We start from the raw sequence: 23086 nt of genomic DNA on the forward strand, positions 1-23086 counted from the left end.
CATCTGTCTTTTGAATTCTGCTGAAAATGTGCGCCTTGCTTGGGCCATTGTCGTTTTGCTCCTTTTGTTTTGTTGTGTTTTTCTAATAGCCCTAATTTTTTCTGTCCAGCTAAGTGTAGCCGATCCATATATCCGGTTCCATGACCTGCGGCATACTTCGGCTACGCTGCTGATCAATCAAGGCAATTCGAAAATCATTTCGGAGCGGCTCGGCCACGGCAGCATCAACACGACAATGAACATTTATGGTCATGCTCTCCGATCCGCTGACCAGGCGGCAGCCGATAAGCTGGAACAACTGTTTGCTCCTCGCAAAGAAAAGCACGACAAAAAGACGCTTGGCTGACTCGCCTGAGCGTCTTCTTTTATGTCGAATTATCACCATTTACTGGCGTTTCATTAGCCTTTTCACATCAGATTCACATCAATGCGCCAATTTCAACTCTGTGGCAATGACTTTCTATAAGCTGTACCAGCTGTAAATCCCTTGGTATATAAAGGTTTTTAATGCTGTATCAATCCCTCACCAACAAAGCTACCGTTTCCACATGTGTCGAATAGACAGTGACAACAAACATAAATGTGTCCAAAGGAATTGTGTTTGCTCTACTAATAGATCACCTTAATTCACCTATCTCACAGTGAATTTCTTTCAATATAATCTGTGGCAATAAATTGATCTTGTTCAATAGCGATTTCCACTGCACGTTTAGCTAGCTCTAACAATTTTTCAGATTCTTTTCTGAGCCTATAGCTCTCATTTACTAAGTCACCTATATTTTTCTGCTTTTCATAATCAACTATAGGTATAAGAAGATCCTCAATTTCATTTACTCTCCAATGCAGGATTATAGAACCTCCAGCATCTCTTTCAGCTTGCATTTTAACCACAAGAGAGTTTAAGACTAGTAAGAGATATTCAGGGATCAATTTTGTATTCTTTTTAAGAGTTAAATGTAGTACCGCCCCGGACGTAACGAGGTTCTTGTCTTCTCTTAAAATACACGCTAAACCAACACTTCCATCTTTAGAAAATAAGATAGTGCCTTTCTTTGGTTTCAGTTCATTTATTAACTCAGCATTTTCTTTACAAAATTCAAAAGACAGCTTTTTCCCAGGTTCAGTAATATCGAATTTATTATAATCCGATACACGCAAGAAAGGTAGTCCTTCATCAGAATAGTATGCTGAACCTGGCTCAACGGATTTCTTAATATCTACTATATTTTTAAGAAGGTCATAATTCTGTCCTATGATATGCTCTATTAACTGTTCAAACTTAGGTTGATAATATTCAGCGTCTAACCTTGCAGAAGATAAAAAAGATTCTTTAAAGGATTTAATACTTACAGATGCAGAATTAGGCTCAAAATTACTTAAACCAATTGATTCAAGCAATAATTCTTCTGCTCTCGAATAAGTAATATCGGATTCAATTTTTAATTCTGTTGAAAGTTTATATAGTGACTCGAACTTACTCTCAAAATCTTCAGAGAATCTAGGAATCCCAATCTCTTCTATGGAGGGAAGTGTTAAATGAGGTTGCCCTGTTTGACTCGCTGTTCTCCATAGTAAGTCCTGACCATAGTTAGAATGTAACATTACCCATAAATAATATTTATTTATTCCGTTCAATTTGTTTGTTCTTATTAAGATTACATCACGACTTAAAGCATAATAAGGATATTGATCTGTGACTAGACCTAGTTTAGCTAAAGTATTGCCCCCTTTAGCAATAACGATATCATCCGGGAATGCTACTGCTATAGTATTGGAGTTATCATCTATAACGGATTGAGGCAAAAACGCAGTACTAGGTGTTATGGTAACAAGCCCTTTTTGTATTTCATTTACTCGAATAAAGGGGATACCCTCGCCTTCGAAGTTATAGTAATCGGTAATAGCCGGATAAAATGCACTACAGTCAAGCTTTACATCAACATCTTTAAGGTATACTTTCCCTAATGAGTTTATCTTATCATCTAACTCTAGGTAAAAATTTCTATAGTATTCGGAGTCAATGCGTTGCTTCACTTGGTCAATGTTTGACAAATTAACAATTGAAAACTCAATTTGCCCTTTCAAAGATACATACTTATTTTCATTGAAAGGGCGACCTAGAAAAAACTTAACTTTTCCTTCTTTGCAAACCCAATGAATGCCTCAGCAATACCATCTTTCGTTAATCCGTCGTGGTTAAACAGATCGTGTTTAACAATTAAATGACCATGTGTATCTAACAAAAACTCATCTAAGTTCTCAGGCACACTATCATAATTGTTCAGTGGATTGGCATAGTCAGATATTTCATCTACTGTTTTTGTTACTGCATCCGGGTAATCCTTTTTACGAACATAAATTTTTTCTCCACTGTTATCTTTAGTTGGTTCTTGCATGGTAGCAAAGAAGATAGGATAATCTTCTACTTTAGGACACAGAGTATTGTCCCATTTTTGAACTAATAAAACGCTTGTTTTTGTACCAGTATGAGGTTTAAAGACGTTACCGTGCAGACCAATAACGCCTAGAATGCGGCAATGTTCCGCTATAAATTCCCGTATTCTCTTATCACTGCTATTGTTAAACCTTCCTTGCGGTAGAACTATAGCCATCCGACCACCTGGCTTAAGAAAGTCAAGATTACGTTCGATAAATAAAATATCTCTACCTACTTTGCTTTGATACTTCCCGTTAGAGTTTTTCCCCAATTCATACTTCGCTAATATTCTGCTCTCTTTGATATCGCCTGCAAAAGGTGGGTTTGCCATTAATACATCAAATCGAAAATCTCGATTACTATTCTTATTGGATTTTAGTTTCTTTAGCTTTTTCCAACCCTCAAAATAGATATCTTGCCAATCTTCATCGTCTATTTTTTCATCCCATCGTTCGTAATCTAAGGTATTCAAATGTAATACATTAGTTTGACCATCGCCAGCAATTAAATTTAGTGTTCTACCAACTCGAACAGCTTTTTCGTCAAAATCAATTGCAAATACTTTATCTTGCACATAATCAGTACAACGGGAAGGCTTATGTTCCGAAGTAAATAAATGACTTTTATCCAAACCTTCATCTTTCATTATTTGTTCCCAAACATGAAAAATAGTGTGTACAGGAAAGCCACAGCTACCCGCGGCAGTGTCAATAATAGTTTCATCTTCTTTTGGATTGAGCATTTTTACGCACATATCAATAACGTATCTCGGGGTAAAATACTGTCCTTTTTCGCCCTTACTGCTCTTATTGATGAGGTACTCAAAGGCTTCATCGACTACGTCAAGATTGGAGTTAAAGAGTTTCACATCTTGTAATGAAGAAACGCAAACTGAAAGATGAGAAGGAGTGAGCATAATTTTTGCATCATCAGTAAATACCCCTTCCCATTTTTTCTTAGATTGGTCAAATATACGTTGTATTTTATTCTTCAGTTCAATTTCTGTATCTCCATAATTTCTAAACTCTAAATGACGGTTGCGATTTCGCCCACTTTCCATTTCATCATAAAGTTTAGTGAAAATCAGTTTAAATAATTCTTCAAATACATCGACTCCTGCATTCGCTAAGACCTCATCTTCCATTTCTAGAATAAGATCTTTCAATGACTTACGTTCAGTTACCAATTTATCTTTAGCTACAAGATCATCGATAGTCCAACGCTCTTCTAATATATCTGATAATTTTTGATATGCATTTGGTATGCTTGGAATATCCTCGAAATAATTCGGGTCTTTTCGATGATAATACGAGATAGAATCACCATTACTCCAAACACCTATAGGTGCACCAGTAGCGTTACAATAAGATTTTAACTGTTCCTTACCATCTTTAAGCTTAGGTTTCTTTAACTCCACCATGATATAAGGAGCATTAAGCTTATCTTTATCAAATATTACAATATCAGCTCTTTTTTTCTCCCGCCCGAAAGAAACTGCATATTCAAGCTCCATCCTTTCGAGAGGATAATTATAATCATCTATCAAAACTAATAGATATAATTGTCTTATTACCTCTTCCGGCGTCAACTTAATTTCTTTCTTGCGTCCTAAACAATTAGTGTAAGGTACAAGCTTTCCCTTTATTTCTTTAACAAAAATACTCTCTTCAAGTCGCTTTATCTTATCTTGGCTGAATTGCGTTAGTTTAAAGTTTGTATCCTTCAAAATATCTGATAATCGAATCATTTTATTCCCTCTATTCTCTTCTATTTAGCGTATACAGCAATGGATTTTATTCTACTTAATAAATCTAAATAATGATAGGTCATTTTTTGTACGCACAACCATTGAGACAAATATTCGTGCAGGGAAAATGTGGGTTACCTTTTCAAGTATTAAGATAAAAGATTTATTCACCACCGGGTGGGGGTAAACTGATTGTCTTATTAGACACTTTATTAGCAAGCGTTCCTAGTCCTTATACAGTCTTTCAACTGCCCTAATTTTATCTTCCTCCGTTGGTTTCGAGTAACGAAGAATCATATCCGCCGATGCGTGACCACTTAATGATTGAATAATTGAAATGTCTTCGTTTGCTCTAACAAGCCCTGTAATGAATGTATGTCGAAGCTGATGGGCATGGAAGTGATATTGCTCTAAAAGATACTGAACGCTTCTGACGCTAATGCGCTTGTTCCTGTTACTTATAAAGAGCGCTTCGTTATTGTCTTTCCGTTCCTCAAGGTATTTCCTAATAGCCCACCTTGTATCAACGTCTAGGGGCAATGTGCGAGCTTTATAACCTTTACCTGCCCTAACTCTCAACTCGCCTTTACGTTCGCTTAGGTCAACGTCTGTGCGGTCTAGGGCTACCAATTCGGATACCCTCAAGCCTGTATGTAGTAAAGTTTTGATAATAGCGTAATCTCGTTTGTTGCCGCCCCTGTCTACTTCACGCTCAAGCCGCTTTCGCTCAAGCCTGTCTAGGGCTTTCGGGGCACTCTGCTTGTAGTCGGGGGCTTTAATAATATGGATTTCCTCAATACAATCCAACTTCTTCGCCCACCGACAGAATTTCTTAATGGCATTGTAGACCTTGTTAATGGTAGCGGCAGTCTTTTTCTTGCTAGCCATGTATGTAACGTACTGCTGAACATCAGTACGGCTAAAATGCTCTAACGTAGTACCACAACCGTCAAGCCACTGGCTGAATTGTTGCAGGGCATGGTGATAGGTCTTTACAGTTGCCTGACTCTTACCTCGTAAACCTTCATTAATGAACTGGTCTAGCATAGTCACCTCTCCCTGAAAAAGGACTTAAATAATTCTACGCAATATTTTCAGCCTGTTATTTGACCAATTCGCCCCAATATTGGACAACCTTAAGGCATATAATAGCATAGAATTATAATTCCACGCAATAATTCTACGCAATAATTAACTTGATTCTGTGTATGCTTGGATTGGCAAGAGAACGTTAAAGGTAAAGAAGTGTTGACCATTTAATGAATTATAAATGCCCCGCCACAGGGCGAAGCCTGTTTCTTCTTCAAGATGTTTATTATTTTATCTTTAGATTGATGTTTTTAGTGAATATTATTAGCAAGACTCTATGTCTTGTAACTTCGACAATCTGTCTTAATAGCAGACTTCCTGACCTAATAACAGAAGCTCAGTCCTTATAATGGACAGAGATTCTTTTTGTCACAAGTTGTATAACCAATTCAGACGGAGCGTCTTATATTAGGTCAGGAAGTCCATTAATCCGGACAGATAGTCTGTTATGCGGACATATTGTCTAGTGTATTGAACTTTTTAGCGTATTGCTCATTAAGGTATTGCTTGTACTCTGTTAAGTTCCGTCTCTCCTTTGTCAAAACGGAACTCATGTTTCATGGTGTAGGTAAGCTTAATGATGAATTCATGGTAAACCTCACTTTTTACAACTCCCTTAATCCACTGACTTAGCTTGTAATCATTGACCGTATTTCTAACTTCTCTAATGAACTCGTGCGTTTTTTCAGACAGCAGGAGGTACGGATTTTTATGCATATCATTAGGAAGGTAGTAGGTATTATTTCTCTGACTATTGCTTACAAGCACAAGCCCTTTTTTGGCAAGTGCATCCATGTGTCGTTCGACGGTTTTGGAACTACAACTTACATTCCGAGCAATTGTCTCAATGGATGGATAGCAATGATGGTTATCACCCATATAAGACCACAAATCAATTAGAATCAACTTTTCGTATTCCGACAACCCGTAACATCTAAGAAACTTATGGGGAACGATTGTGAATCCCTTATGGTGGTCGGTAAAGGTCGATTCTTGGGCAATTTTCGGGAGATATACATTAGCGGCTTCTCTGCTGTAGTTGAATTTTGCATTCATTGGTATTTGCTCTCCTTCTTCTTCTCTAAGTATTTCATTAGGTTTGTTCGCTCGATAATATACGCTGAAGTCCTACCCCCACCAATCTTCACAGCGTCAAGCTGACGGGCTTGTATTGCTCTCAGAATCGTTCCAGGGCTGACTCCTGCTACTTTAGCGGCTTCTTTGCGATTCATTACCTCTCTCATTCTGTTCCCCCTCGATGATGGTATAAGTTAGTGACAGTGAAGGGTAAAAAAATAACCTTCTCACTTTTAGTTGTCGTTCCATGTATGCGATAAGTTGCGAAAGAACATGCTTATAATGAAGGTACACGTTCCTTTCTTATTGCCCCTGCTTGGTCAGCAGGGGCTTTTCTTTGTCCTACTGGATGACTATTCGTTGTCAGGAAATATCCTGTCAACGTCATAGTTCAATTCCCGTAGAAATCCCTTTAGACGCGTTCTCTCCACATAATAGGGGTACTTGCCATAACCCCGTATATTGCCTGAGATGCGTTCGACCTCTAACTTTCCTTGTCTAATCCAAGCGTAGACAGCGTCATCACTGACAGTACGGCGACTATGAAGTGAAAGCCGCTGAGCGATTGTAGCAACGGTGTAATACTTCTCCATGATTAACGACTCCCTTCTTTAATGGACTGCTCAACGAACGCCCTTAAATCTGCATCTCGAATCCTCCAAAGCGCCCCTGCTAACTTCATTCCTTTAATTCGTCCTTCGCCTAGCCATTTGTAGCAAGTATTCATGTCAATATTCAGAAGTTTGGCTACTTCATCGGCACTGTACAAACGTCCTAGATACGATTTCATGTCTTCCATAATTATTGACCTCCCTTTGTGTTATTGAGGATGAAGTTCCTTAACGATTCTTGGGAAATGCGGATGCTACCGCCCACTTTACAGCTTGGCAGAGTACCGTTTGAACACATCGCATAGACCGTTGTATAAGAAAGCTGTAGGATGTCCATTACCTCTTTAATGGTGTACAAGCGTACCATGAAGACCGCTCCTTTCGGTTGTGAATTAGTAACAGTAACAATATAAGAAGGAGGCTCGCAAAATTAACAAAGGAACGTAGAAATAAAGTAAATTCCTGAAATATCCGATTAGAACGAGTTATTTTATTTCAGGAAGAGGGAGAGAGAACGAAGCTAACCATTTTTGGGTAAAACCGAGCATTAACGTACATTTTATTTCAGTTAAACCGTGATTATAGCGAGATACTATCTGAACGAAATGAAATGCTGTAGTGAAACCTCAAAAAAGGAAAAGGGGTACTTTTTCAACCTCATCGCAACTAGTCGAGGACATAGAACGACAACTAAAAGTGAGGGGGGTGAAAAATATGAAAGTGGAACGCACATTTAACGGAAGCAACAATCTAGAAGAAATTCTGCTTTCGATTATCAAAGCTCACATTGACAAGCTAAATAAGCCTGATTACGATGAAAATAGAGCAAACACCATTCTTTCACAGGACACTGAAGGGATGGCGAGATAAATGAGTTTGAAAGTAGCGATTTATGCACGAGTTAGTACCACTAGGGACGCTCAGAAAGATAGCATTGATAATCAAATTGCTTATGCTATGGATTTGATTACAAGTAACGGGTGGACTGTGGCAAGTACTTACATCGACAATGGCATTAGTGGGCTGAAAGTCAAAAATCGTGCACAAATGCAACGATTGCTTGCCGATGCAAAAAAGAAGAAGTTTGATGCGGTTATAGCTAAATCCGTTTCTCGACTTGGGCGGAATTTAGTTGAAAACTTGCAGACGGCAGACATCATCGTTAGTTCCGGTGCTCGTTTGATTCTTCCTGAGGACAATTACGATTCTGCTAGAAGCCAAAGTAAATTTAATTTCAATATTCGGGCTTTATTAGCGGAAGAGGATAGTGCTACATTCTCACGTAGAATCAAGCTAGGAAGACAAGGGAGTGCTAAACGGGGAAAGTATCAGGCTTCATTGCCTGCTTATGGTTACAGACGGGATGAGAACGGAAACTTAGTCCCTGATGAAGTGACCGCCCCGACTGTGCAGAGTATTTTCCACTGGTATTTACATGACGGGTGGGGAATGCAGAAAATCAGTAACTACTTGACTGAGCATGGCTATCCTACACCAAGAACAGTATCTAATGCAGGTAATCAAGGGACGGTTTGGCAACAATCAAGCATTAAATGTATTTTGACCAATGTCACCTATACCGGAACACTATGCCAACACCGTGAAGAAGTAATACGCCGCATGTCTAAAGAACGGGTCAAAATTCCCGAAATAAACAGATTATCTTTGAGAATGCCCGAAAAAGCCACAGTAACGGTCAAGAAAGCCTTTTTGCACACCTTATGTTATGTCCTGATTGTGGTCATGGCATGACCTACCGTAAGGATAGGCTAAAGAAACAGAATGGGGCTTACGTTTGTTGTGGGTATGTGAAGCGAGGAAAGGCGTTCTGTTCTTCACTCATTATCGGGTACGATACCCTACTCGCAGCTATTAAGAATGACCTAAAGGAACTGATTGGCAGTAACGTCAGATTGGACAGGCTATTCGATGCTGTAAAAGGGAATGTTGGTCTGAAACAATCGGCACTAATCAAAGAGTTGAACAAGCTGAATAAGCAACAAGAACAGTTAGAAAAGAATGTTCAGGGGCTAATAACCCTCTTTTCTAATCAGGCTCTTACCCTTGAGCAGTTTAATGCCCAAAATCAACGCAATCAGGAAGAACAACAAGTCCTTGCCAAACGAAAAGCGGAATTGGAGACCGTTCTCGAAACGCAAAAAGACACGGAAGAACAATTCCGTGCCTTTCAGAAGAAAATTGCGTTGTTTGCACAGCTTGACATTGATGATGAGCAAGTTCTAAAACAATTACTCAATCAAGTAATTGAAAAGATAGAAGTCCATCAAGATGGCTCTATCAAGATTCACTACAACATCGCCCACCCTCAGAAAATGGGCGAATTACTTCAAGGGGCTTAATCTTTAGCCCCTCTTAATTTAAGTAACACTGTACACTCCACATGCACCGTATGCGGAAACATATCTACCGGCTGCACTTCCACCGTCCTGTACCCGCCGTCCTCGAGCACCCGCAAGTCCCTTGCCAGTGTCGAGGCATTGCACGACACATACACCACTCTCTCCGGCTTCATCTCCAGGATCGTGTCCAGTAGGCGGGGGTCGCAGCCCTTGCGCGGCGGGTCGACGACGATGACGTCGGCCTCGATACCTTGCTCTTTCCAGCGCGGAATGACGTCCTCCGAAGCGCCGACTTCGAACTTTACATTGTTCATGCCGTTCAGCTTGGCGTTGCTGCGCGCGTCTTCGATGGCTTCCTTGACGATTTCAACGCCATACACCTGGTCAGCGTGTTGGGCAAGAAATAGTGAAATCGTGCCGATGCCGCAGTAGGCGTCGATCACGGTTTCATTGCCAGTCAGGCCGGCGTACTCGACCGTTTTGCCGTAGAGCACCTCGGTCTGCACCGGGTTGACCTGGTAAAAAGAGCGCGCCGAAATGGCGAACTGCACGCTGCCAATGTAATCGTAAATGACGTCGCGGCCCCACAGGACACGGGTTTCGTCGCCGAAAATAACGTTCGTCTGCTTCGTGTTCACGTTCTGGCAGATGCTAGCCACATCCGGTATTTGCTCGCGGATGCTGCCGATCCAGGCATCCGCGTGCGGGATGTCGCGTCCGTTCGTGACGAGGACGAGCATGATTTCGCCGGTGCGGAACGCTTTCTTGACGACGACGTGCCGCAGCAGGCCCCGGCCGGTCTCTTCGTTGTAAGCGGAGATGCCGAGGCTGCTGCCGATCTCTTTCACGCGCGCCACAACTTCGTCGTTGTGCTCGTGCTGGATCAGGCACGTCTCCATATCGATGATGCGGTGGCTGCCGCGCGCGTAGAACCCGCCGATCAGGCCGCCTTCGGCCGCCCCGATCGGCACCTGAGCCTTGTTGCGGTAGCGCCAAGGCTCGGCCATGCCGAGCGTCTCGCGGACGACGATTCCGGCATCTTTGGAAGCGGCATCAGCAACACTTGCGATGCCAGCCGAATCCTCTGTGCCCTCGCCCAAGCTCCCGCTCACCCGCAGCTTCCCGATCCGCTCCAGCGCGTCCACGACACGCTGCCGCTTCCAGGCAAGCTGGCCGGCGTAGCTCATATGCTGCAGCTGGCAGCCGCCGCATTGATCGTAGATCGGGCAGGCGGCCATAATGCGGTCCGGACTTGCCTGAAGCACGTCCAGCAGCTTGGCGTAGCCGTACTGCTTCTTCGTCTTGAGCACCTTGACCCGGACCTTCTCGCCCGGCAGCGCGCCAGCAACAAAAAGGGTATAGCCTTCCGAGCGGCCTACCCCTTCCCCGTCATGATTCATGCCGATAATATCGATAATATGCTCTTCGTTCTTGGCTACAGGCAGGTCCCGATCCGCAGCTGCCGCGCTGCGGCTTCCTTTCAGCGTTCTCCCGCCGCGGCCGGAAGATGACATTCCTCCATGCCTTCCGCCCCGGTGTTTTGTCATCTGGCTTGCTTCACTTCTTTCTTCTTGGTGATGCCTCCATTTGGAGGTATTCTATCTCTATCCCGCATTATCAATAGGGGATTTGTTCTATTGAACCATTACAATCACATGCATCGCTTCCCGCACTCAAGACTCAAGCAAAAATCCTCATATGCGACGGCAGGATCTCAAAGACGCCGGGCAGTCTTCCGCCCAGTTCTCCGTCTAGATTGAGCAGCACCGGCGATGGGGAAGTCACTTCCATCCGCTTCGTCTTGAAATAGATGACATGCGAGTCGTTGAAATGGTCTCCCCGCAGCGCCAAAGTAACAAGGCGGATGAATTCGCCCAGATTGCACCGCCTTATGGCGATGACATCCAGCAGCCCATCGTCAATGCGGGCTTCCGGCGCAAGCTTCTCGAAGCCGCCGACCGAATTCGAGTTGGCGATCAGGAACATCATGAATTCCCCATGCATGGGCTCATAGCCCTCAGCCGTGATGGTAAGCTCGGTCGGCGAGAGATTTACCATCTTCTCGATCCCTTTCATATAATAGGCAAGCTGCCCGATCATCGTCTTCAGCCGGCTTGGCACTTCATAGGTCAGCTGTGTCAGCGAACCGCCCCCGGCAATATTGATAAAATAACGGCCATTCGCCTTGCCGATATCAATTGGCCGCGTCACGTCGCGGATAACAAGATCGCAATAGTCTTCCCATTTTCTCGAAATCCCCATAGCCCGTGCAAAATCGTTGGTTGTACCCAGCGGAAAAATACCGAGCGGCGGCAGGTCCTCCTTGCCGGCCATCCCGTTCACCACTTCGTTCAGGGTGCCGTCGCCCCCTGCTGCGATAATGATATCGTAGCCGCGGTACACGGCCTCTGCGGCTTCCCGGGTCGCATCTCCTTCGCCAGTTGTCGCGTGGCAGGAGGTTTCGATTCCGGCCAGATCAAGCCGGTGCAGAATGTCCGGCAGCAGCCGTCTCATCTCTTCACGTCCCGAAGAAGGATTATAAATTAACCTGGCTTTTTTCATGTGTTGCAGCTCCATTTATTCTCAAATTGTCAATGATCCCATTATATTCGAGATTTGATCCCGTATCCAGTCCACCAGCTTCGGATGGGGCAGCAATGCCTCCCCGGAGTAGCGGTAAGACAGCCCTTCCAGCCTTGACGGAATAACATGCTTAGTAAAATAACCGGAGCTCAGAAACAAGGGAGCCACGATGACGTCATAGTTCTGCTCAGACCAGTAGGCCACCTTGCTTCGCAGGCTGTCCGGACGCAGGAGCGCATAATCCGCAGCCGCGGCGCCGCTTAGCCGCTTGACCCTTTCGGCCAGCGAGGAAATGCCGGATTCCCAGCGCTGGCGAAAGCCCTCATGGGCGCTGCCGTGTCCGACAAGAATAATGGCTTCACGATCAGGCGCGCTGGAAAGCCCCCTTAATTTATCCCATACCATTCCGGCAATGATCGGATCATCATCGACCGGGCCCCCAAAGTGCACTTTGGCACTAATCCGAAAGGGCTTTAGGTCCGTTTCCATCTCAGGCTGCGCTTTAATCCCCAGCGCATAGCTGATTTCATCAATATGTGTACTGCCCGAGGAAACAAACAGCGGTATGACGATGATATCCGTTACGCCCGCAGCCTCAAGTGCATCAATACCGTGCTGAATGTCCCGGTCATAGACGATTTCTAAGAAAGAAGCTTCCACCGGTATGTCGGAAGGAAGCTTCAGATCCTGCACAGCCCCGTCTACCAGCTTGATCCAAGCAGGTTCCGGAGAGCCGTGGCTAATGATGAGAACGCCGGGTTTCATCAGCGGCCCAAGCGATCCAATGTCATTTTATATCCGTCGTTGCCATAGTTCAGGCAGCGTTTGACGCGTGAAATGGTCGCCGTGCTGGCGCCGGTCTCCGCTTCAATCTGGTTATACGTACAGCCTTTGCCGAGCATGCGGGCAACTTCAAGCCGCTGGGCCATAGACTGGATTTCATTAACAGTACATAGATCGTCGAAGAAGACGTAACATTCCTCGAGGTTATTGAGTGTAAGAATAGCTTCGAATAATTGATCAATGCTGGAATCATTCAATTTCTTAAGCTGCACCTGTTTATCATCCCCTACAGTTACTGTAGTTCCATTGTACATGAGGGGAGGCATTATTTTCAAGCATTAACGATTTCACGCACTACAGAGCCCGAACGCCTAATTCCGCATTCGCCCACAAAAAATCAGGACATTCGTCTATTCCCTGCATTTGCCTACAACATACATTACATAGAGAACGTCTCCACGAATGTCTATCACGAGTAGACACAAATACTGGAAAAGGAATGTGATGAACATGCCTCATTACAACAATCCGCACCGGAGCGCGGCTCCTCCAGAGCTTCCTGCAGCACAGCAATATTATCCGGGCGTTAATCCTTACGGGGTCTCCTATTCGGAGATCGCCGAATCATCGTCGGTTGTCCCTTACAACGCGCAGTCCGGTTCTCTGCTCGGCGGAGCGACTGAGGCAGCCGAATCGGCCGCCAAAGGCGGGCTCTCCATACCGAATCTCGGCAACATCATGGGATTTATCGACCGTATGGGTGGCATTGATGGCATCATGAGCACCTTGGGCAAAGTGCAGAAGGTGGTGTCCAGCTTTCAGCAGATCGCTCCTATGGCCAAACTGCTGATGGGATCCTTCCTGCCCGGCTCCAAAGGGGCGGCCGGCGTGACGACGTCCCAGCCAAGCAGACTGGACGATTACCGGCCCCGCCGCCGGCGCGGAAGCTACGGGGGCGGCAAACGCCGCTCCGGGAAAAGCGGCTCCAAAAAAGGCGGCTACCGCCGTTCCTCACGGGGCCGCAGCTCCAAACGGCGCCGCTGATCTTCAGGCGTGCAGGTATAGCCTGCACGCCCTTTTTTTTACCTTTTACTTGAACCATCCGCGCTGTTTGAACCACAGGATCATCCACAAGCCCAGGCCAGCCATAAGACCGAGCACGGCAAAGTATCCGTAGGTCCATTGCAGCTCCGGCATCCGTTCAAAATTCATGCCGTAAATGCCGGCAATCAGCGTAAGTGGCATAAAGATTGTCGTAATGACCGTAAGGGTCTTCATGATCCCGTTCATCCGGTTGGAATTGAGCGAAATGTAGGAGTCCCGAAGGTCCGCCGTCATTTCCCGGTCCGCTTCGATCATATCCGTCAGCTTCAATAGATGATCATGGATATCCGCAAAGTAGGCCCGGTGCATGCCCCCCTCTTGCACATGCTGCGAGTTGATAATCCGGTACAGGAGGTCGCGCATCGGGACAATGCTTTTGCGCAGCTTAAGCAGCCTGCTCCTTAAATCGAACACCTGATTCATCAGCACTTCAACCGCTTCTCGGCTGCTGACGGATTCCAGTTCGGCGAGCTCGTCCTCAATCGAATAGACGCAGGGGAAATACGAATCCACCAGCTTGTCCATGACCGCGTACGCGGCAGCCGTTGGGCCCTGCCTTAAATCCTTGCCTTCCTTGATCCACTGGATCGTCTGCTCCCATGCCCCATCCACCTCCGCCAGCTCATCCTTATGAAAAGAAACCAGCAGCTTCTCCCCCACAAACAGATTTACTTCCATAGCGCGGAGTGTCTGTGGATGGATGGCGTGCAGGACATAAAATTGTATGTTTTCGTACAGGTCGAGCTTGGGACGCTGCAAACTATGCATAACGCAATCCTCGATCGCCAGCGGATGGAAGTGGAAATAGCTTCGGAGCAGCGCCGATTCTTCTTCCGTCGGATGGCTGAAATCCACCCAGATCCAGCTCCAGGATTCCTTGTCTATATGCTCAAGTCTGATTCCTTGCTTCACTTCATTGGCATGCGATACGGCCATTGTGCGAATCATGATTCTTCCCTCTCTTTATGTAACTTGCCAGTCTTGCGGCTTATGCTTAAACTTCATTGTATCGTAACCGTTCAAATTTACCTAACTATTCTCAGGATATAAGTAGAAACGGCAAAGCCGTCCTTTAAAAGACGGCATCCGTTTCTGCGAGAACGATAAAAAGAGACAACCGATATACGTTGTCCCTGCTTCATTTTATTCTTTAGTTCCTTTTCTGTTTCCGCCTTCTGCCCATTCCTACAGCAGCTTTTCACTAAATACCGGAAGACTTACTGCTTGAGCTGCTCCTGCACCTCAAAATAGAGCACCTGCAAAAATTTCTTGATGTTCACCTTGACCCTGCTGCTTTCGCGGCCCTGTTCCATATCCTTCATCTTCTGGCGTACATCTTCAAAATCGAAATAAAGCGGCGCATAATGCTCGAATTTTGGGTGGCCGTAGTCGGTCAGTCCGATGGAAGCCAGATGGCTTAAGCCGGTCGACAGAGCCCTTCGCAAGCGCTGCTCGATAGCTTTAACCTCTTTGGCAATATCGTCCTTGTCTATCTTATAGGCCCGGGCAGCGGCCTCATACACTTCCTTGAGTGAAGGAAAGCTGGGATCTACATCTTCCCGCGAAGCCAAGTTTTCCATAATCGTGATAATATCACGGCTGCCGCTTTCGCCCACCATACCCATGCTCATGAGAATGGGCTGAACGGCGTCTTTAACGCTTTTTCTGGGAGTCGTAGCAATCGCTGCCGCATGCTGGAGTCCCTCCAGCTTGGCCAGGGTCGACCTGATTTCCGTCAAATATTGGTTCATCGTCCAGCGCTCCGAAACCTTCTTCAGTACCGTTTCTACCTCAATCCGGTTAATCGGCTTGCGGATGAAGAACTCAATCCCCGACCGGTAAGCAAGCCCTACCATTTCCTGGTTTTCAATCTGGGAGATCATGACGTATTTGGCTCCGCAGCCCCTGCTTCGAAGCAGCGAAATCGTCTCGATTCCATCCTGGTCCGGCATAAGCAGATCCATCAGCACAACATCAGGTGACTGTTCGAGAATGATCCGCGCTCCTTCCGCGCCTCCTTCGGCCATACCCACTACTTCTCCCAAACTGCTGTCTTCAATAATATTCTGCAGCATGCGCCGGGTGCCTCTATCATCGTCCACAATACAAAAAGAAAGCGCCACCTCTCACTCACCTCTTTTTAATGAAATTGTTGGAATCGATACTTCGAACACCGTTCCCTTCCCTTTTGACGGGGTTCTGACCAGAATACTTCCGCCAAGCGAAACCGTAATATCCCTGACATGCGACAAACCGATTCCCGTCGCCGCGGAGCCCTCCTCATCAAACTTGGTTGTAAAGCCGGGCTCAAACACGATCTCATGGTCACGTTCATTTATCCCGCGCCCGTTGTCCTGTACGACAAATACCGTTCGCCCTCCGGCTTCATAAACCTGAAGCATGATGACTCCTTTATGCTCGATGGCTTCAACGGCATTGGCAACCAGGTTGTTTAGCAGCGTTAGCAGCGGGATATAGCGCGGTGTACGGTATTCGGGACTTACGTCCTGCCGGAAGGTAACATCCTTGCCCAGCATGCTTGCGTATTCGCTGTTGCTTTTGACCAGGAAATCCATCAATCGGGGCAGCGGCATGTCGGCATCGGCAGAGTCCATTTCAGACAGCTTCAGCAGTCCGGCCAGAATCCGCTGGGAGTCCTTCTTGACTTCATGAATCTGCTGCGTAATGTCAAGCAGTCTTCTGCTGTAATCCTGCTGTCCGCTGTCCTTGAGTCTTTGATACAGCTCATAGCTTGCGGCCGTAAGGCGTTCAACCGTGTGGACCGATTTTCTGAGATAAAAGACTTCTCCGTATAAGCCCGCTCCAAAGCTAAGCATCTGGTCCACCCGCCGCTTCTGTTCCGCCTGTACTGCACGCATGCGGGATACCGCAATGCTGCTGTAAAGTCCTGTTGTAAAATAGGTCCGGAGCACGGCAATGAAAGACAGATACGTCCATTCATTAAGGTGGAAAGACGACGTGCCGAGAACAAGCATTCGGGTCAGCAGCTCCGCTTCATTGGAGATGAAATCGATGCAAGCCGCAGCCCCTCCAAGCAGGAGAGGGTGAACGTGATCCAACCGGCGTACATACTGTAATCCCGCCCCGAAAGCGACATAGTATACACCGGCGGATAAGTGATTGCAGAAGCTTTGCAGCACGGGATGGTGATGCGGCCAAATCGTATCCAGCGCTACCCGAAATAGCAGTACGACTATGCCGGTCAGAATGCCTGTCTTGAGGCACGGCAAATGGCGAAGCAAGAGAAGAAACAGCAGAAATGCGCTGCTTCCAAGGGCAATGCGGAAGATATCCCCGTCAAAAGGATTGATTTTGAACTCACCGGCAACGGCTGTCCCCATGGCAACCAGAAGCATTTGAAGCTTCCTGTTCCTGATGAACGGTCCTGTCATTCTATTCAACCTCCGCGGGGTACCTCCTTTCTTGGAGCCTATGCTCCATTTAGGCACGCAATATGACGAATTGCAAAATTGTATTGCAACTATACTAGCACAAACTCGTTATTTTTCAATAATCATTCTAACATGATGCGTAATTCAATTGAAGATTAAGCAAAACATTACCATTACGCTGTTTTGCTTTCAAGCCGCCGCGAAACCATCGACAGCACAAAGTTCACCACAAAATAAAGAACCGCGCACAGCAGCAAAATCGGAATTGAATAGTTATAGCTGTGGCCGATAACGATCTGCGCGTTGTGCATCAGCTCGGCAAGCGAAATCGCCGTAGCCAGCGAAGTATCCTTAAGCAGGGAAATGAACTGGCTCACCATCGGCGGAACCATTCTGCGCAGCCCCTGCGGCAGGACGATATAGCGCAGCGTTTGGATGTAGGTAAGGCCGGAGGAACGGCCTGCTTCGATCTGCCCCTTCGGAATGGAGCCAAGCCCCCCGCGCACGATCTCGGAGATCATGGCCATTTCGAACACCGTCAAGGCGACGATGGCCGCACCTTCCGGACCAAGCTTTATACCGAAATCCGGCAGGGCGAACCGGCTGAACAAAATAATGAGCAGCAGCGGCAGATTGCGCAAAATCTCCACAATAAACGCAAGTACTGGCGACAGCACCGGCACTTTTGAATACCGGACAATCCCGATCAAGCAACCGAATGTAAAGCTGAGCACAATCGAAATCAATGCTATTTTTAAAGTAATAAGAAATCCCTGCAGCAGAAAAGCCAAAAACTCCCCTGAATAGGCGCCTGCAAAATCCATAGCTTCGTCCTCCTTCTAGTCGTGTCTGGCCAGCTTCCGTTCCAGCACCCTTGACCCGTAGCTAAGCGGGAGCGTGAGGACCAGATAGAACATGGCGACGAAAATATACGTGTTGATCGTATCAAAAGTGTCGGTTGCGATGCCGTCACCAAAGTACATTAGATCAAATCCGGAAACAATGCTGAGTATGGATGAATTTTTGACCAGGTTAATGAACTGGTTGCTGAGCGGCGGAATGACGAGCTTGATCGCCTGCGGCAATATGACGTATCTCATCGTCTGCAAATAGGAAAGTCCTGACGAACGTGCCGCTTCGCTCTGTCCCTTCGGAACCGCCATAATTCCCGCGCGGATCGCCTCCGCGATAAATGATGAAGTATATACCGCAAGTCCCAGCGTGCCTGCATTGAACCCGTCCAAGGTAACCCCAACAAGCGAGGAGACACCGTAGTAGAACAAAAATACGACAAGCAATAGCGGAATATTGCGGAAAAACTCGACATAGGCCGTTCCGAACCACATCAGCGGCCGAACCTGGGAGATCCGGAACACGGCGATGATCGTTCCCAAAATAAAGCTCCCAACCAAACCGAGCAAGCTGGCTAGTATGGTGTTATAAAATCCGTGCAGAAAAGTCTCATAATTGCCGGTCAATACGGAAAAGTCCATGTCTGTCACCCCCAAAATTTAAAAAGAAAAGGATGGCCGGCGGCATATCCGTCCATCCTTTCGCTTGCAGTCTAGCTGCCAGGCCAGCGTCTGGATTAGCAACAGCCGGCGGATAGCCAAAACCGTTGCTCCACCGCTCCTGACTTAAACTGTACGTCTTAGTTGCTAGGCTTCTTACCGATCCATTTCTCGTAAATCGCGTCGTATTCTCCGCTATCCTTCAGCTCTTTCAGCGCATCGTTTACAGCTTTGACCAGATCGCTGTTGCCTTTGCGCATTGCGATACCGTAAGGCTCGTCAGTAAACGGCTTGCCGACTACTTCATAGTTCGGATCCTGAGCGGCCATACCGTACAGAATCGCATCGTCCGTAGTCAACGCATCGCCTTGGCCCGCTTTCAGCGCGCTGAACGCATCCTGGTAATTGTCAAACTCCAGCACTGTAACGCCAGGAACCTTTTCCTTGATATTCTTTACGGATGTTGCGCCTTTGGAACTCAGCACCTTCGTTCCTGCCTTGACATCCTCAATGCCTTTAATCGGGCTTCCCTTCTTCACCAGCAGCGACTGGCCGGCCAGGAAATAAACGTCGGAGAAATCGACTTCTTTCTTGCGTGCCTCCGTAATAGTCATCGTAGCTACGACCATATCGATTTCGTCGTTGTTCAGCATCGGAACACGCGTTTTGGACGTTACTTCCTTGAACTCGACCTTGTTCTCGTCGCCGAGAATGTGTTTGGCGATTTGTTTGGCGATATCGATGTCAAAGCCCTCGACATTGCCGGTGGAAGGATCTTTAAGACCGAACAGCTTGGTGTCGAATTTAACCCCGACTACCAGCTTGTCGCGGTCCTTGATGGAGGCAAGTCCGTCTTCTTTCTTATTCCCGCAGGCAGCAAGCAGCGACAGCACAACAACCAAAGCAGCGGCTAAACGAATCATTTTCCAATGTTTTTTCATTTTCTTTCATCCCCTTTTGAATTTTGTATTCTAATCTATGACTGAAATTAATGACTGAGCAAACGGCTGAGGAAGGTCTGAAGTCTTTCTTCGCGCGGATTGCCGAAAAATTCTCCAGGCTCGTTCACCTCTAAAATCTGGCCCTGGTCCATAAAAACCACCCGGTCGGCCACTTCGCGGGCAAATCCCATCTCGTGCGTTACGACAACCATCGTCATGCCTTCCCGCGCCAGGGTCTTCATGACATCCAGCACTTCGCCTACCATCTCGGGATCGAGCGCGGAGGTAGGTTCGTCAAACAGCATAATTTTAGGTCTCATCGCCAGTCCTCTGGCAATCGCTACCCGCTGCTGTTGCCCGCCGGACAACTGCGATGGATAAGCATCCGCCTTGTGCGCGATCCCTACCTTTTCCAGATAAAACATCGCCGTCTCCGTAGCTTCTTTTTTTGGTACACCCAGCACCTTGGTCGGCGCAAGCGTAATATTGTCGATAACCTTCATATGCGGATAAAGGTTGAAATGCTGAAACACCATGCCGATGTCCCGCCGCACTTTGTTGATATCCACCTTAGGGTCATTGAGCTGCGTCCCATTAACCGTCAGTTCACCGCTGCCAATGGTTTCCAGGCGGTTAATGCAGCGCAGCATCGTGCTTTTGCCCGAACCGGACGGACCGACAACAACAACGACTTCTCCTTCCTCGATAGAAAGCTCGATGTTCTTAAGCACATGAAATTGTCCGTAATGTTTGTCTACTTGATGAAACTGGATCAGCTTCGGTCCCTCCCCCTTGTAAGGCTTTATAAGCCTCTTTACGCTTTCCTTAAATTTAAGTTCGACAGCTTGGCGTTATGAATCATAACGTGTTTTAAACACAGTAATTCGCAAACTATAAAATCCTACACAATCCTACGCTGGATCTTCGCGCTATATGCGATCATCATTTCTTATCAGCATTATAAGGACATGTAAAAACGTTGTCTCTAACCTTTCATGTGAGGTTTTGATGATTAAGTATAAGAAAAACCTAGCGGGAAGATCACCGCTAGGTCCTTTGCCGTGCTATGTGATACGTTTGTGCGTAGGGGAGGGAATAAGTATGGGGTGGAGCCCCATACCCATTCCCTCTTCGATCTACCTCGAGTTCTCTTCCACTTCCCTTATTCCTTCCGGTCTTCGGGTACGGTATTCGTATCCATGCACACCCTCAACGTATCCGATTTCCACCTACGAAAGTTGAGCTATTTAACATATTTCTCCCTAAATTCATGTTCTAAAATGCTCATTGTTATGGAATCATGGTACTCATGATTATAAAAAAGGACCTCTCTTTGTCGTCCTTCTTCAATAAAGCCTATTTTTCCATAACTTCTTATTGCTCTTTCGTTAAATGAATACACGTATAACTCAATGCGGTGAAGATTCATAATCCCGAATCCATAACTAAGCAGCAGCTTTATGGCCTCCGTTCCGTAACCTTTACCGCATTCTTCCTCATGAAAAATAGCTATTCGCAAGTGGGCGTTTCGATTTGAATAGTCAACGTCTTGCAATGCGATATCACCAATCACTCGATCTCCATCCTTTAGGACAATTAATAATTGAATTCGATCAGAGTCCGTTGATATTCGCTCAACATACCTGTCAATCATATTTTTGGAAGATACTATTTTTGTTCCAGTTAATCTCCTTAATTCCTCATCAAATAGATTGGAGTAATATAATTCAGAGTCCTCATTTGTAAATGGTCGAAGATAAAGTCTTTCTCCTTCGAACAGCCTGCTGGGGTGTTTTGTCATTCTATAAACCTCCTTTTTTTTGATTGTCCTATATCTATACTTTTTGCGCAATCAGTTTGCTCATGGCGTGCTTGTGGGGAATGCCTGAAGAATTGCAGTCAAAGATCACTTCGGGACTGCTGTGGATGAGCCAATCGTGATAGTGCTGCAGGAGTTCCCCGGACTTCCAAGAATAGGCGTTGGTCTCTTTCTCGGGAGGGGGAGCTATAAACGGCTTTTGCACAAAAACGTTAAATACGTGCATGCCTCCTTCATTTGTAAACTGCTTGTAATTGCTGAAAATCTCATCCCGGTATTCCGGCTTGATATAGTGCAGCACTCCGCTTGAATACAGGATGTCGAAACGGCTGTCAAGGCGGAAGTCCATAATATCTGCTTTCAACACTTTTAACTTGACGCCAATTTTGTCGGCGAGACTTCTCGCCTTGTCGATCCCCGCGTCGGAGACATCAAAAGCGGTTACGTCATAGCCGTTTCTGGCGAAGAATACGGCGTCTTTCCCTTCGCCGCAGCCAATGTCGAGCAGTCTGAGTGGTCTGGTAGGCGGCATCAGCTCCAGGACCTGATAACAAGCCGAATTCGGCTCGGTTCCCCAATAATAAGTTGAAGTTTGATATTCCTCTTCATAAATGGTAACCTGGTTGTCATAAGCGGCATATCCGAGCAATTTGTCAACGCTTACTTCCAGAATTTGCGACAGCTGCGGCAGTAATGAAATATCGGGCATCGCCTGCGCGTTTTCCCATTTGGAAACCGCTTGGGATGTAAGTCCCAGTTGCCCTGCAAGGGCTTCCTGTGTCAGTCCTTTTTCTTTGCGGTATCTTTGAACATTGTTCGCCAGCTTGTTTTTCAAATTTCCCCTCACTCCTTTGCTAAGAACAAGTCTACGAATGTTGACGGAAACGTTCAATAACCTGATCATTGAGTTTTTTGAATCCTCAACCGGCGGTTGCAAACGTTCAATAGAAGTAGCCTGAATGGAGGTTAACATGAGATCAAAATCATCCATAATCACCATTTTCATTGCTGTTTTGCTCGGTATTGGTTTGTTTCTATATTATTATAAATTTCCGAAAGAAATTAACGCGGATCGTACGGCTGTGAGTTTTACTGAAGATGGCCCTTCTTCAACTATGAATACATCTATAAAAATCAAAGGAACCTTGTACCGGCCAATTTTCCGACAAGCAAAATTCGTAGGTAAAATAACTATAGACGCATATGATTTTACAAAACAGGATGGAATGGCATATATATTCATTACTCTAAAGTCCAACGGGATAAATATGGGGAATCTCACTTATCAATCAAATGAGTACCCATTTAACATTACCGAGCAAGGGCTCATATGGTTTGACAATAACTTTGAAAATATTAATATTTGGTCTTCACCCGAATGGAAGGACAGTGGGCATCATAAAAATATGTTTATCGTGGCTGAATCACAAAATTACGAAGAGGCCATCGATATTCAGAAACGTATGAGAAACAAGTTTGGCAAAGTTTTTGTTCCTAAAGAATAGGAAGCCCTTTTTTGAAATGTTTTGGACCATTTATTGACCAATGGTATTTTAATCCATATAATATTATATAGTTATTTATCCCATTATATGGTTATATTGGAAGGGT

The 23086-nt window shown here is 45.8% G+C and carries 26 protein-coding genes; 6 read left to right on the plus strand and 20 right to left on the minus strand.

The features are described 5' to 3' along the window. On the plus strand, window positions 1–346 hold a 346-nt coding region (locus K7397_RS15360; RefSeq protein WP_223068820.1), incomplete at its 5' end, for a tyrosine-type recombinase/integrase. 290 nt (window positions 347–636) lie between these two features. On the opposite strand, the gene K7397_RS15365 is transcribed toward K7397_RS15360, so the two are convergent. The 7 genes from K7397_RS15365 to K7397_RS22245 all read right to left on the minus strand — a co-directional run bounded on the left by K7397_RS15365 (window position 637) and on the right by K7397_RS22245 (window position 7328). Continuing rightward, entirely contained in the window at window positions 637–2085 is a 1449-nt protein-coding gene (locus K7397_RS15365) for a restriction endonuclease subunit S (protein WP_223068821.1), read from the minus strand. A 32-nt stretch (window positions 2086–2117) separates the two neighbouring features. Next, window positions 2118–4184, minus strand: coding sequence for a type I restriction-modification system subunit M (locus K7397_RS15370; protein WP_223068822.1), 2067 nt, complete (start codon window positions 4182–4184; stop codon window positions 2118–2120). 225 nt (window positions 4185–4409) lie between these two features. After that, complete coding sequence (locus tag K7397_RS15375) at window positions 4410–5231, minus strand: tyrosine-type recombinase/integrase (protein ID WP_223068823.1); 822 nt, start codon at window positions 5229–5231, stop codon at window positions 4410–4412. 537 nt (window positions 5232–5768) lie between these two features. After that, window positions 5769–6329, minus strand: coding sequence for a helix-turn-helix domain-containing protein (locus K7397_RS15380; RefSeq protein ID WP_223068824.1), 561 nt, complete (start codon window positions 6327–6329; stop codon window positions 5769–5771). After that, window positions 6326–6517 carry a helix-turn-helix domain-containing protein gene (locus tag K7397_RS15385; protein ID WP_223068825.1) on the minus strand — a complete coding sequence of 64 codons (192 nt, stop codon included), beginning with the start codon at window positions 6515–6517 and terminating at the stop codon, window positions 6326–6328. Before K7397_RS15385 ends, K7397_RS15380 begins: the two co-directional genes overlap by 4 nt. A gap of 428 nt (window positions 6518–6945) precedes the next feature. After that, window positions 6946–7149, minus strand: coding sequence for a helix-turn-helix domain-containing protein (locus K7397_RS15390; RefSeq protein ID WP_223068826.1), 204 nt, complete (start codon window positions 7147–7149; stop codon window positions 6946–6948). A gap of 2 nt (window positions 7150–7151) precedes the next feature. Continuing rightward, on the minus strand, window positions 7152–7328 hold the full coding sequence (locus K7397_RS22245) for a helix-turn-helix domain-containing protein (RefSeq protein ID WP_223068827.1): 177 nt from the start codon (window positions 7326–7328) through the stop codon (window positions 7152–7154). Between the two features lie 347 nt (window positions 7329–7675). Between K7397_RS22245 and K7397_RS15400 the strand changes: the two genes are divergently transcribed. Genes K7397_RS15400 through K7397_RS21620 form a run of 3 tightly spaced genes read left to right on the plus strand, consistent with a single transcriptional unit; the run spans window position 7676 to window position 9321 of the window. Continuing rightward, on the plus strand, window positions 7676–7831 hold the full coding sequence (locus K7397_RS15400; RefSeq protein WP_223068828.1) for a hypothetical protein: 156 nt from the start codon (window positions 7676–7678) through the stop codon (window positions 7829–7831). Beyond that, window positions 7832–8713 (plus strand): recombinase family protein, encoded by an 882-nt coding sequence (locus K7397_RS21615; protein WP_237690958.1) that lies wholly within the window; start codon window positions 7832–7834, stop codon window positions 8711–8713. It begins immediately after the preceding gene. Next, window positions 8710–9321, plus strand: a complete 612-nt coding sequence (locus K7397_RS21620) for a hypothetical protein (RefSeq protein ID WP_237690959.1) — start codon at window positions 8710–8712, stop codon at window positions 9319–9321. Before K7397_RS21615 ends, K7397_RS21620 begins: the two co-directional genes overlap by 4 nt. Here K7397_RS21620 and rlmD read toward each other — a convergent pair. The 4 genes from rlmD to K7397_RS15425 form a co-directional block, all read right to left on the minus strand. Continuing rightward, a complete protein-coding gene (gene rlmD, locus K7397_RS15410; protein WP_237690960.1) occupies window positions 9318–10868 on the minus strand; it encodes a 23S rRNA (uracil(1939)-C(5))-methyltransferase RlmD in 1551 nt (516 codons plus the stop codon). The two genes, K7397_RS21620 and rlmD, sit on opposite strands and share 4 nt — an antisense overlap. 133 nt (window positions 10869–11001) lie before the next feature. After that, the gene (locus K7397_RS15415; RefSeq protein ID WP_223068829.1) at window positions 11002–11883 is read right to left on the minus strand and encodes a diacylglycerol kinase; all 882 of its coding nucleotides are present in this window, start codon (window positions 11881–11883) and stop codon (window positions 11002–11004) included. A gap of 21 nt (window positions 11884–11904) precedes the next feature. Continuing rightward, window positions 11905–12669 carry a sirohydrochlorin chelatase gene (locus K7397_RS15420; RefSeq protein ID WP_223068830.1) on the minus strand — a complete coding sequence of 255 codons (765 nt, stop codon included), beginning with the start codon at window positions 12667–12669 and terminating at the stop codon, window positions 11905–11907. Continuing rightward, a complete protein-coding gene (locus K7397_RS15425; RefSeq protein WP_223068831.1) occupies window positions 12669–12959 on the minus strand; it encodes a YerC/YecD family TrpR-related protein in 291 nt (96 codons plus the stop codon). The genes K7397_RS15420 and K7397_RS15425 overlap by 1 nt, the downstream gene beginning before the upstream one ends. Window positions 12960–13197: 238 nt before the next feature. Here K7397_RS15425 and K7397_RS15430 point away from each other — a divergent pair, with 238 nt between their 5' ends. Next, window positions 13198–13731, plus strand: a complete 534-nt coding sequence (locus K7397_RS15430; RefSeq protein WP_223068832.1) for a hypothetical protein — start codon at window positions 13198–13200, stop codon at window positions 13729–13731. A gap of 45 nt (window positions 13732–13776) precedes the next feature. Here K7397_RS15430 and corA read toward each other — a convergent pair whose 3' ends face one another. From corA to K7397_RS15475, 9 genes are all read right to left on the minus strand, one after another. Beyond that, window positions 13777–14739: a magnesium/cobalt transporter CorA gene (gene corA / locus K7397_RS15435; protein ID WP_223068833.1), complete on the minus strand. Its 963-nt coding sequence runs from the start codon at window positions 14737–14739 to the stop codon at window positions 13777–13779. Window positions 14740–15008: 269 nt separating this feature from the next. Beyond that, a complete protein-coding gene (locus K7397_RS22060) occupies window positions 15009–15914 on the minus strand; it encodes a response regulator (protein ID WP_223068834.1) in 906 nt (301 codons plus the stop codon). A gap of 3 nt (window positions 15915–15917) precedes the next feature. After that, window positions 15918–17204, minus strand: coding sequence for a sensor histidine kinase (locus tag K7397_RS15445; RefSeq protein ID WP_223068879.1), 1287 nt, complete (start codon window positions 17202–17204; stop codon window positions 15918–15920). Window positions 17205–17377: 173 nt separating this feature from the next. Beyond that, complete coding sequence (locus K7397_RS15450) at window positions 17378–18028, minus strand: amino acid ABC transporter permease (RefSeq protein WP_223068835.1); 651 nt, start codon at window positions 18026–18028, stop codon at window positions 17378–17380. A 15-nt stretch (window positions 18029–18043) separates the two neighbouring features. Further along, window positions 18044–18697 carry an amino acid ABC transporter permease gene (locus K7397_RS15455; protein WP_223068836.1) on the minus strand — a complete coding sequence of 218 codons (654 nt, stop codon included), beginning with the start codon at window positions 18695–18697 and terminating at the stop codon, window positions 18044–18046. A 158-nt stretch (window positions 18698–18855) separates the two neighbouring features. After that, complete coding sequence (locus tag K7397_RS15460; protein WP_223068837.1) at window positions 18856–19656, minus strand: glutamate ABC transporter substrate-binding protein; 801 nt, start codon at window positions 19654–19656, stop codon at window positions 18856–18858. A 47-nt stretch (window positions 19657–19703) separates the two neighbouring features. Continuing rightward, a complete protein-coding gene (locus K7397_RS15465) occupies window positions 19704–20432 on the minus strand; it encodes an amino acid ABC transporter ATP-binding protein (protein ID WP_223068880.1) in 729 nt (242 codons plus the stop codon). Window positions 20433–20899: 467 nt separating this feature from the next. Further along, window positions 20900–21457, minus strand: a complete 558-nt coding sequence (locus K7397_RS15470) for a GNAT family N-acetyltransferase (protein ID WP_223068838.1) — start codon at window positions 21455–21457, stop codon at window positions 20900–20902. Between the two features lie 34 nt (window positions 21458–21491). Further along, entirely contained in the window at window positions 21492–22310 is an 819-nt protein-coding gene (locus K7397_RS15475; RefSeq protein WP_223068839.1) for a methyltransferase domain-containing protein, read from the minus strand. Between the two features lie 136 nt (window positions 22311–22446). Between K7397_RS15475 and K7397_RS15480 the strand changes: the two genes are divergently transcribed. After that, window positions 22447–22980 carry a hypothetical protein gene (locus tag K7397_RS15480; protein ID WP_223068840.1) on the plus strand — a complete coding sequence of 178 codons (534 nt, stop codon included), beginning with the start codon at window positions 22447–22449 and terminating at the stop codon, window positions 22978–22980. Window positions 22981–23086: the final 106 nt, after the last annotated feature.

It is taken from the genome of Paenibacillus caui (assembly GCF_019904135.1).
Taxonomy (GTDB): domain Bacteria; phylum Bacillota; class Bacilli; order Paenibacillales; family Paenibacillaceae; genus Fontibacillus; species Fontibacillus caui.

What these genes read in the sequence shown, in the direction of transcription:
- K7397_RS15370 (WP_223068822.1), bottom strand. Translation starts at nt 4,184, where the DNA reads ATGATTCGATTATCAGATATTTTGAAGGATACAAACTTTAAACTAACG.
- K7397_RS15375 (WP_223068823.1), bottom strand. Translation starts at nt 5,231, where the DNA reads ATGCTAGACCAGTTCATTAATGAAGGTTTACGAGGTAAGAGTCAGGCA.
- K7397_RS15380 (WP_223068824.1), bottom strand. Translation starts at nt 6,329, where the DNA reads ATGAATGCAAAATTCAACTACAGCAGAGAAGCCGCTAATGTATATCTC.
- K7397_RS15385 (WP_223068825.1), bottom strand. Translation starts at nt 6,517, where the DNA reads ATGAGAGAGGTAATGAATCGCAAAGAAGCCGCTAAAGTAGCAGGAGTC.
- K7397_RS15390 (WP_223068826.1), bottom strand. Translation starts at nt 7,149, where the DNA reads ATGGAAGACATGAAATCGTATCTAGGACGTTTGTACAGTGCCGATGAA.
- K7397_RS22245 (WP_223068827.1), bottom strand. Translation starts at nt 7,328, where the DNA reads ATGGTACGCTTGTACACCATTAAAGAGGTAATGGACATCCTACAGCTT.
- K7397_RS15400 (WP_223068828.1), top strand. Translation starts at nt 7,676, where the DNA reads ATGAAAGTGGAACGCACATTTAACGGAAGCAACAATCTAGAAGAAATT.
- K7397_RS21615 (WP_237690958.1), top strand. Translation starts at nt 7,832, where the DNA reads ATGAGTTTGAAAGTAGCGATTTATGCACGAGTTAGTACCACTAGGGAC.
- K7397_RS21620 (WP_237690959.1), top strand. Translation starts at nt 8,710, where the DNA reads ATGACCTACCGTAAGGATAGGCTAAAGAAACAGAATGGGGCTTACGTT.
- rlmD (WP_237690960.1), bottom strand. Translation starts at nt 10,868, where the DNA reads ATGACAAAACACCGGGGCGGAAGGCATGGAGGAATGTCATCTTCCGGC.
- K7397_RS15415 (WP_223068829.1), bottom strand. Translation starts at nt 11,883, where the DNA reads ATGAAAAAAGCCAGGTTAATTTATAATCCTTCTTCGGGACGTGAAGAG.
- K7397_RS15420 (WP_223068830.1), bottom strand. Translation starts at nt 12,669, where the DNA reads ATGAAACCCGGCGTTCTCATCATTAGCCACGGCTCTCCGGAACCTGCT.
- K7397_RS15430 (WP_223068832.1), top strand. Translation starts at nt 13,198, where the DNA reads ATGCCTCATTACAACAATCCGCACCGGAGCGCGGCTCCTCCAGAGCTT.
- corA (WP_223068833.1), bottom strand. Translation starts at nt 14,739, where the DNA reads ATGATTCGCACAATGGCCGTATCGCATGCCAATGAAGTGAAGCAAGGA.
- K7397_RS15445 (WP_223068879.1), bottom strand. Translation starts at nt 17,204, where the DNA reads ATGACAGGACCGTTCATCAGGAACAGGAAGCTTCAAATGCTTCTGGTT.
- K7397_RS15450 (WP_223068835.1), bottom strand. Translation starts at nt 18,028, where the DNA reads ATGGATTTTGCAGGCGCCTATTCAGGGGAGTTTTTGGCTTTTCTGCTG.
- K7397_RS15455 (WP_223068836.1), bottom strand. Translation starts at nt 18,697, where the DNA reads ATGGACTTTTCCGTATTGACCGGCAATTATGAGACTTTTCTGCACGGA.
- K7397_RS15460 (WP_223068837.1), bottom strand. Translation starts at nt 19,656, where the DNA reads ATGAAAAAACATTGGAAAATGATTCGTTTAGCCGCTGCTTTGGTTGTT.
- K7397_RS15470 (WP_223068838.1), bottom strand. Translation starts at nt 21,457, where the DNA reads ATGACAAAACACCCCAGCAGGCTGTTCGAAGGAGAAAGACTTTATCTT.
- K7397_RS15480 (WP_223068840.1), top strand. Translation starts at nt 22,447, where the DNA reads ATGAGATCAAAATCATCCATAATCACCATTTTCATTGCTGTTTTGCTC.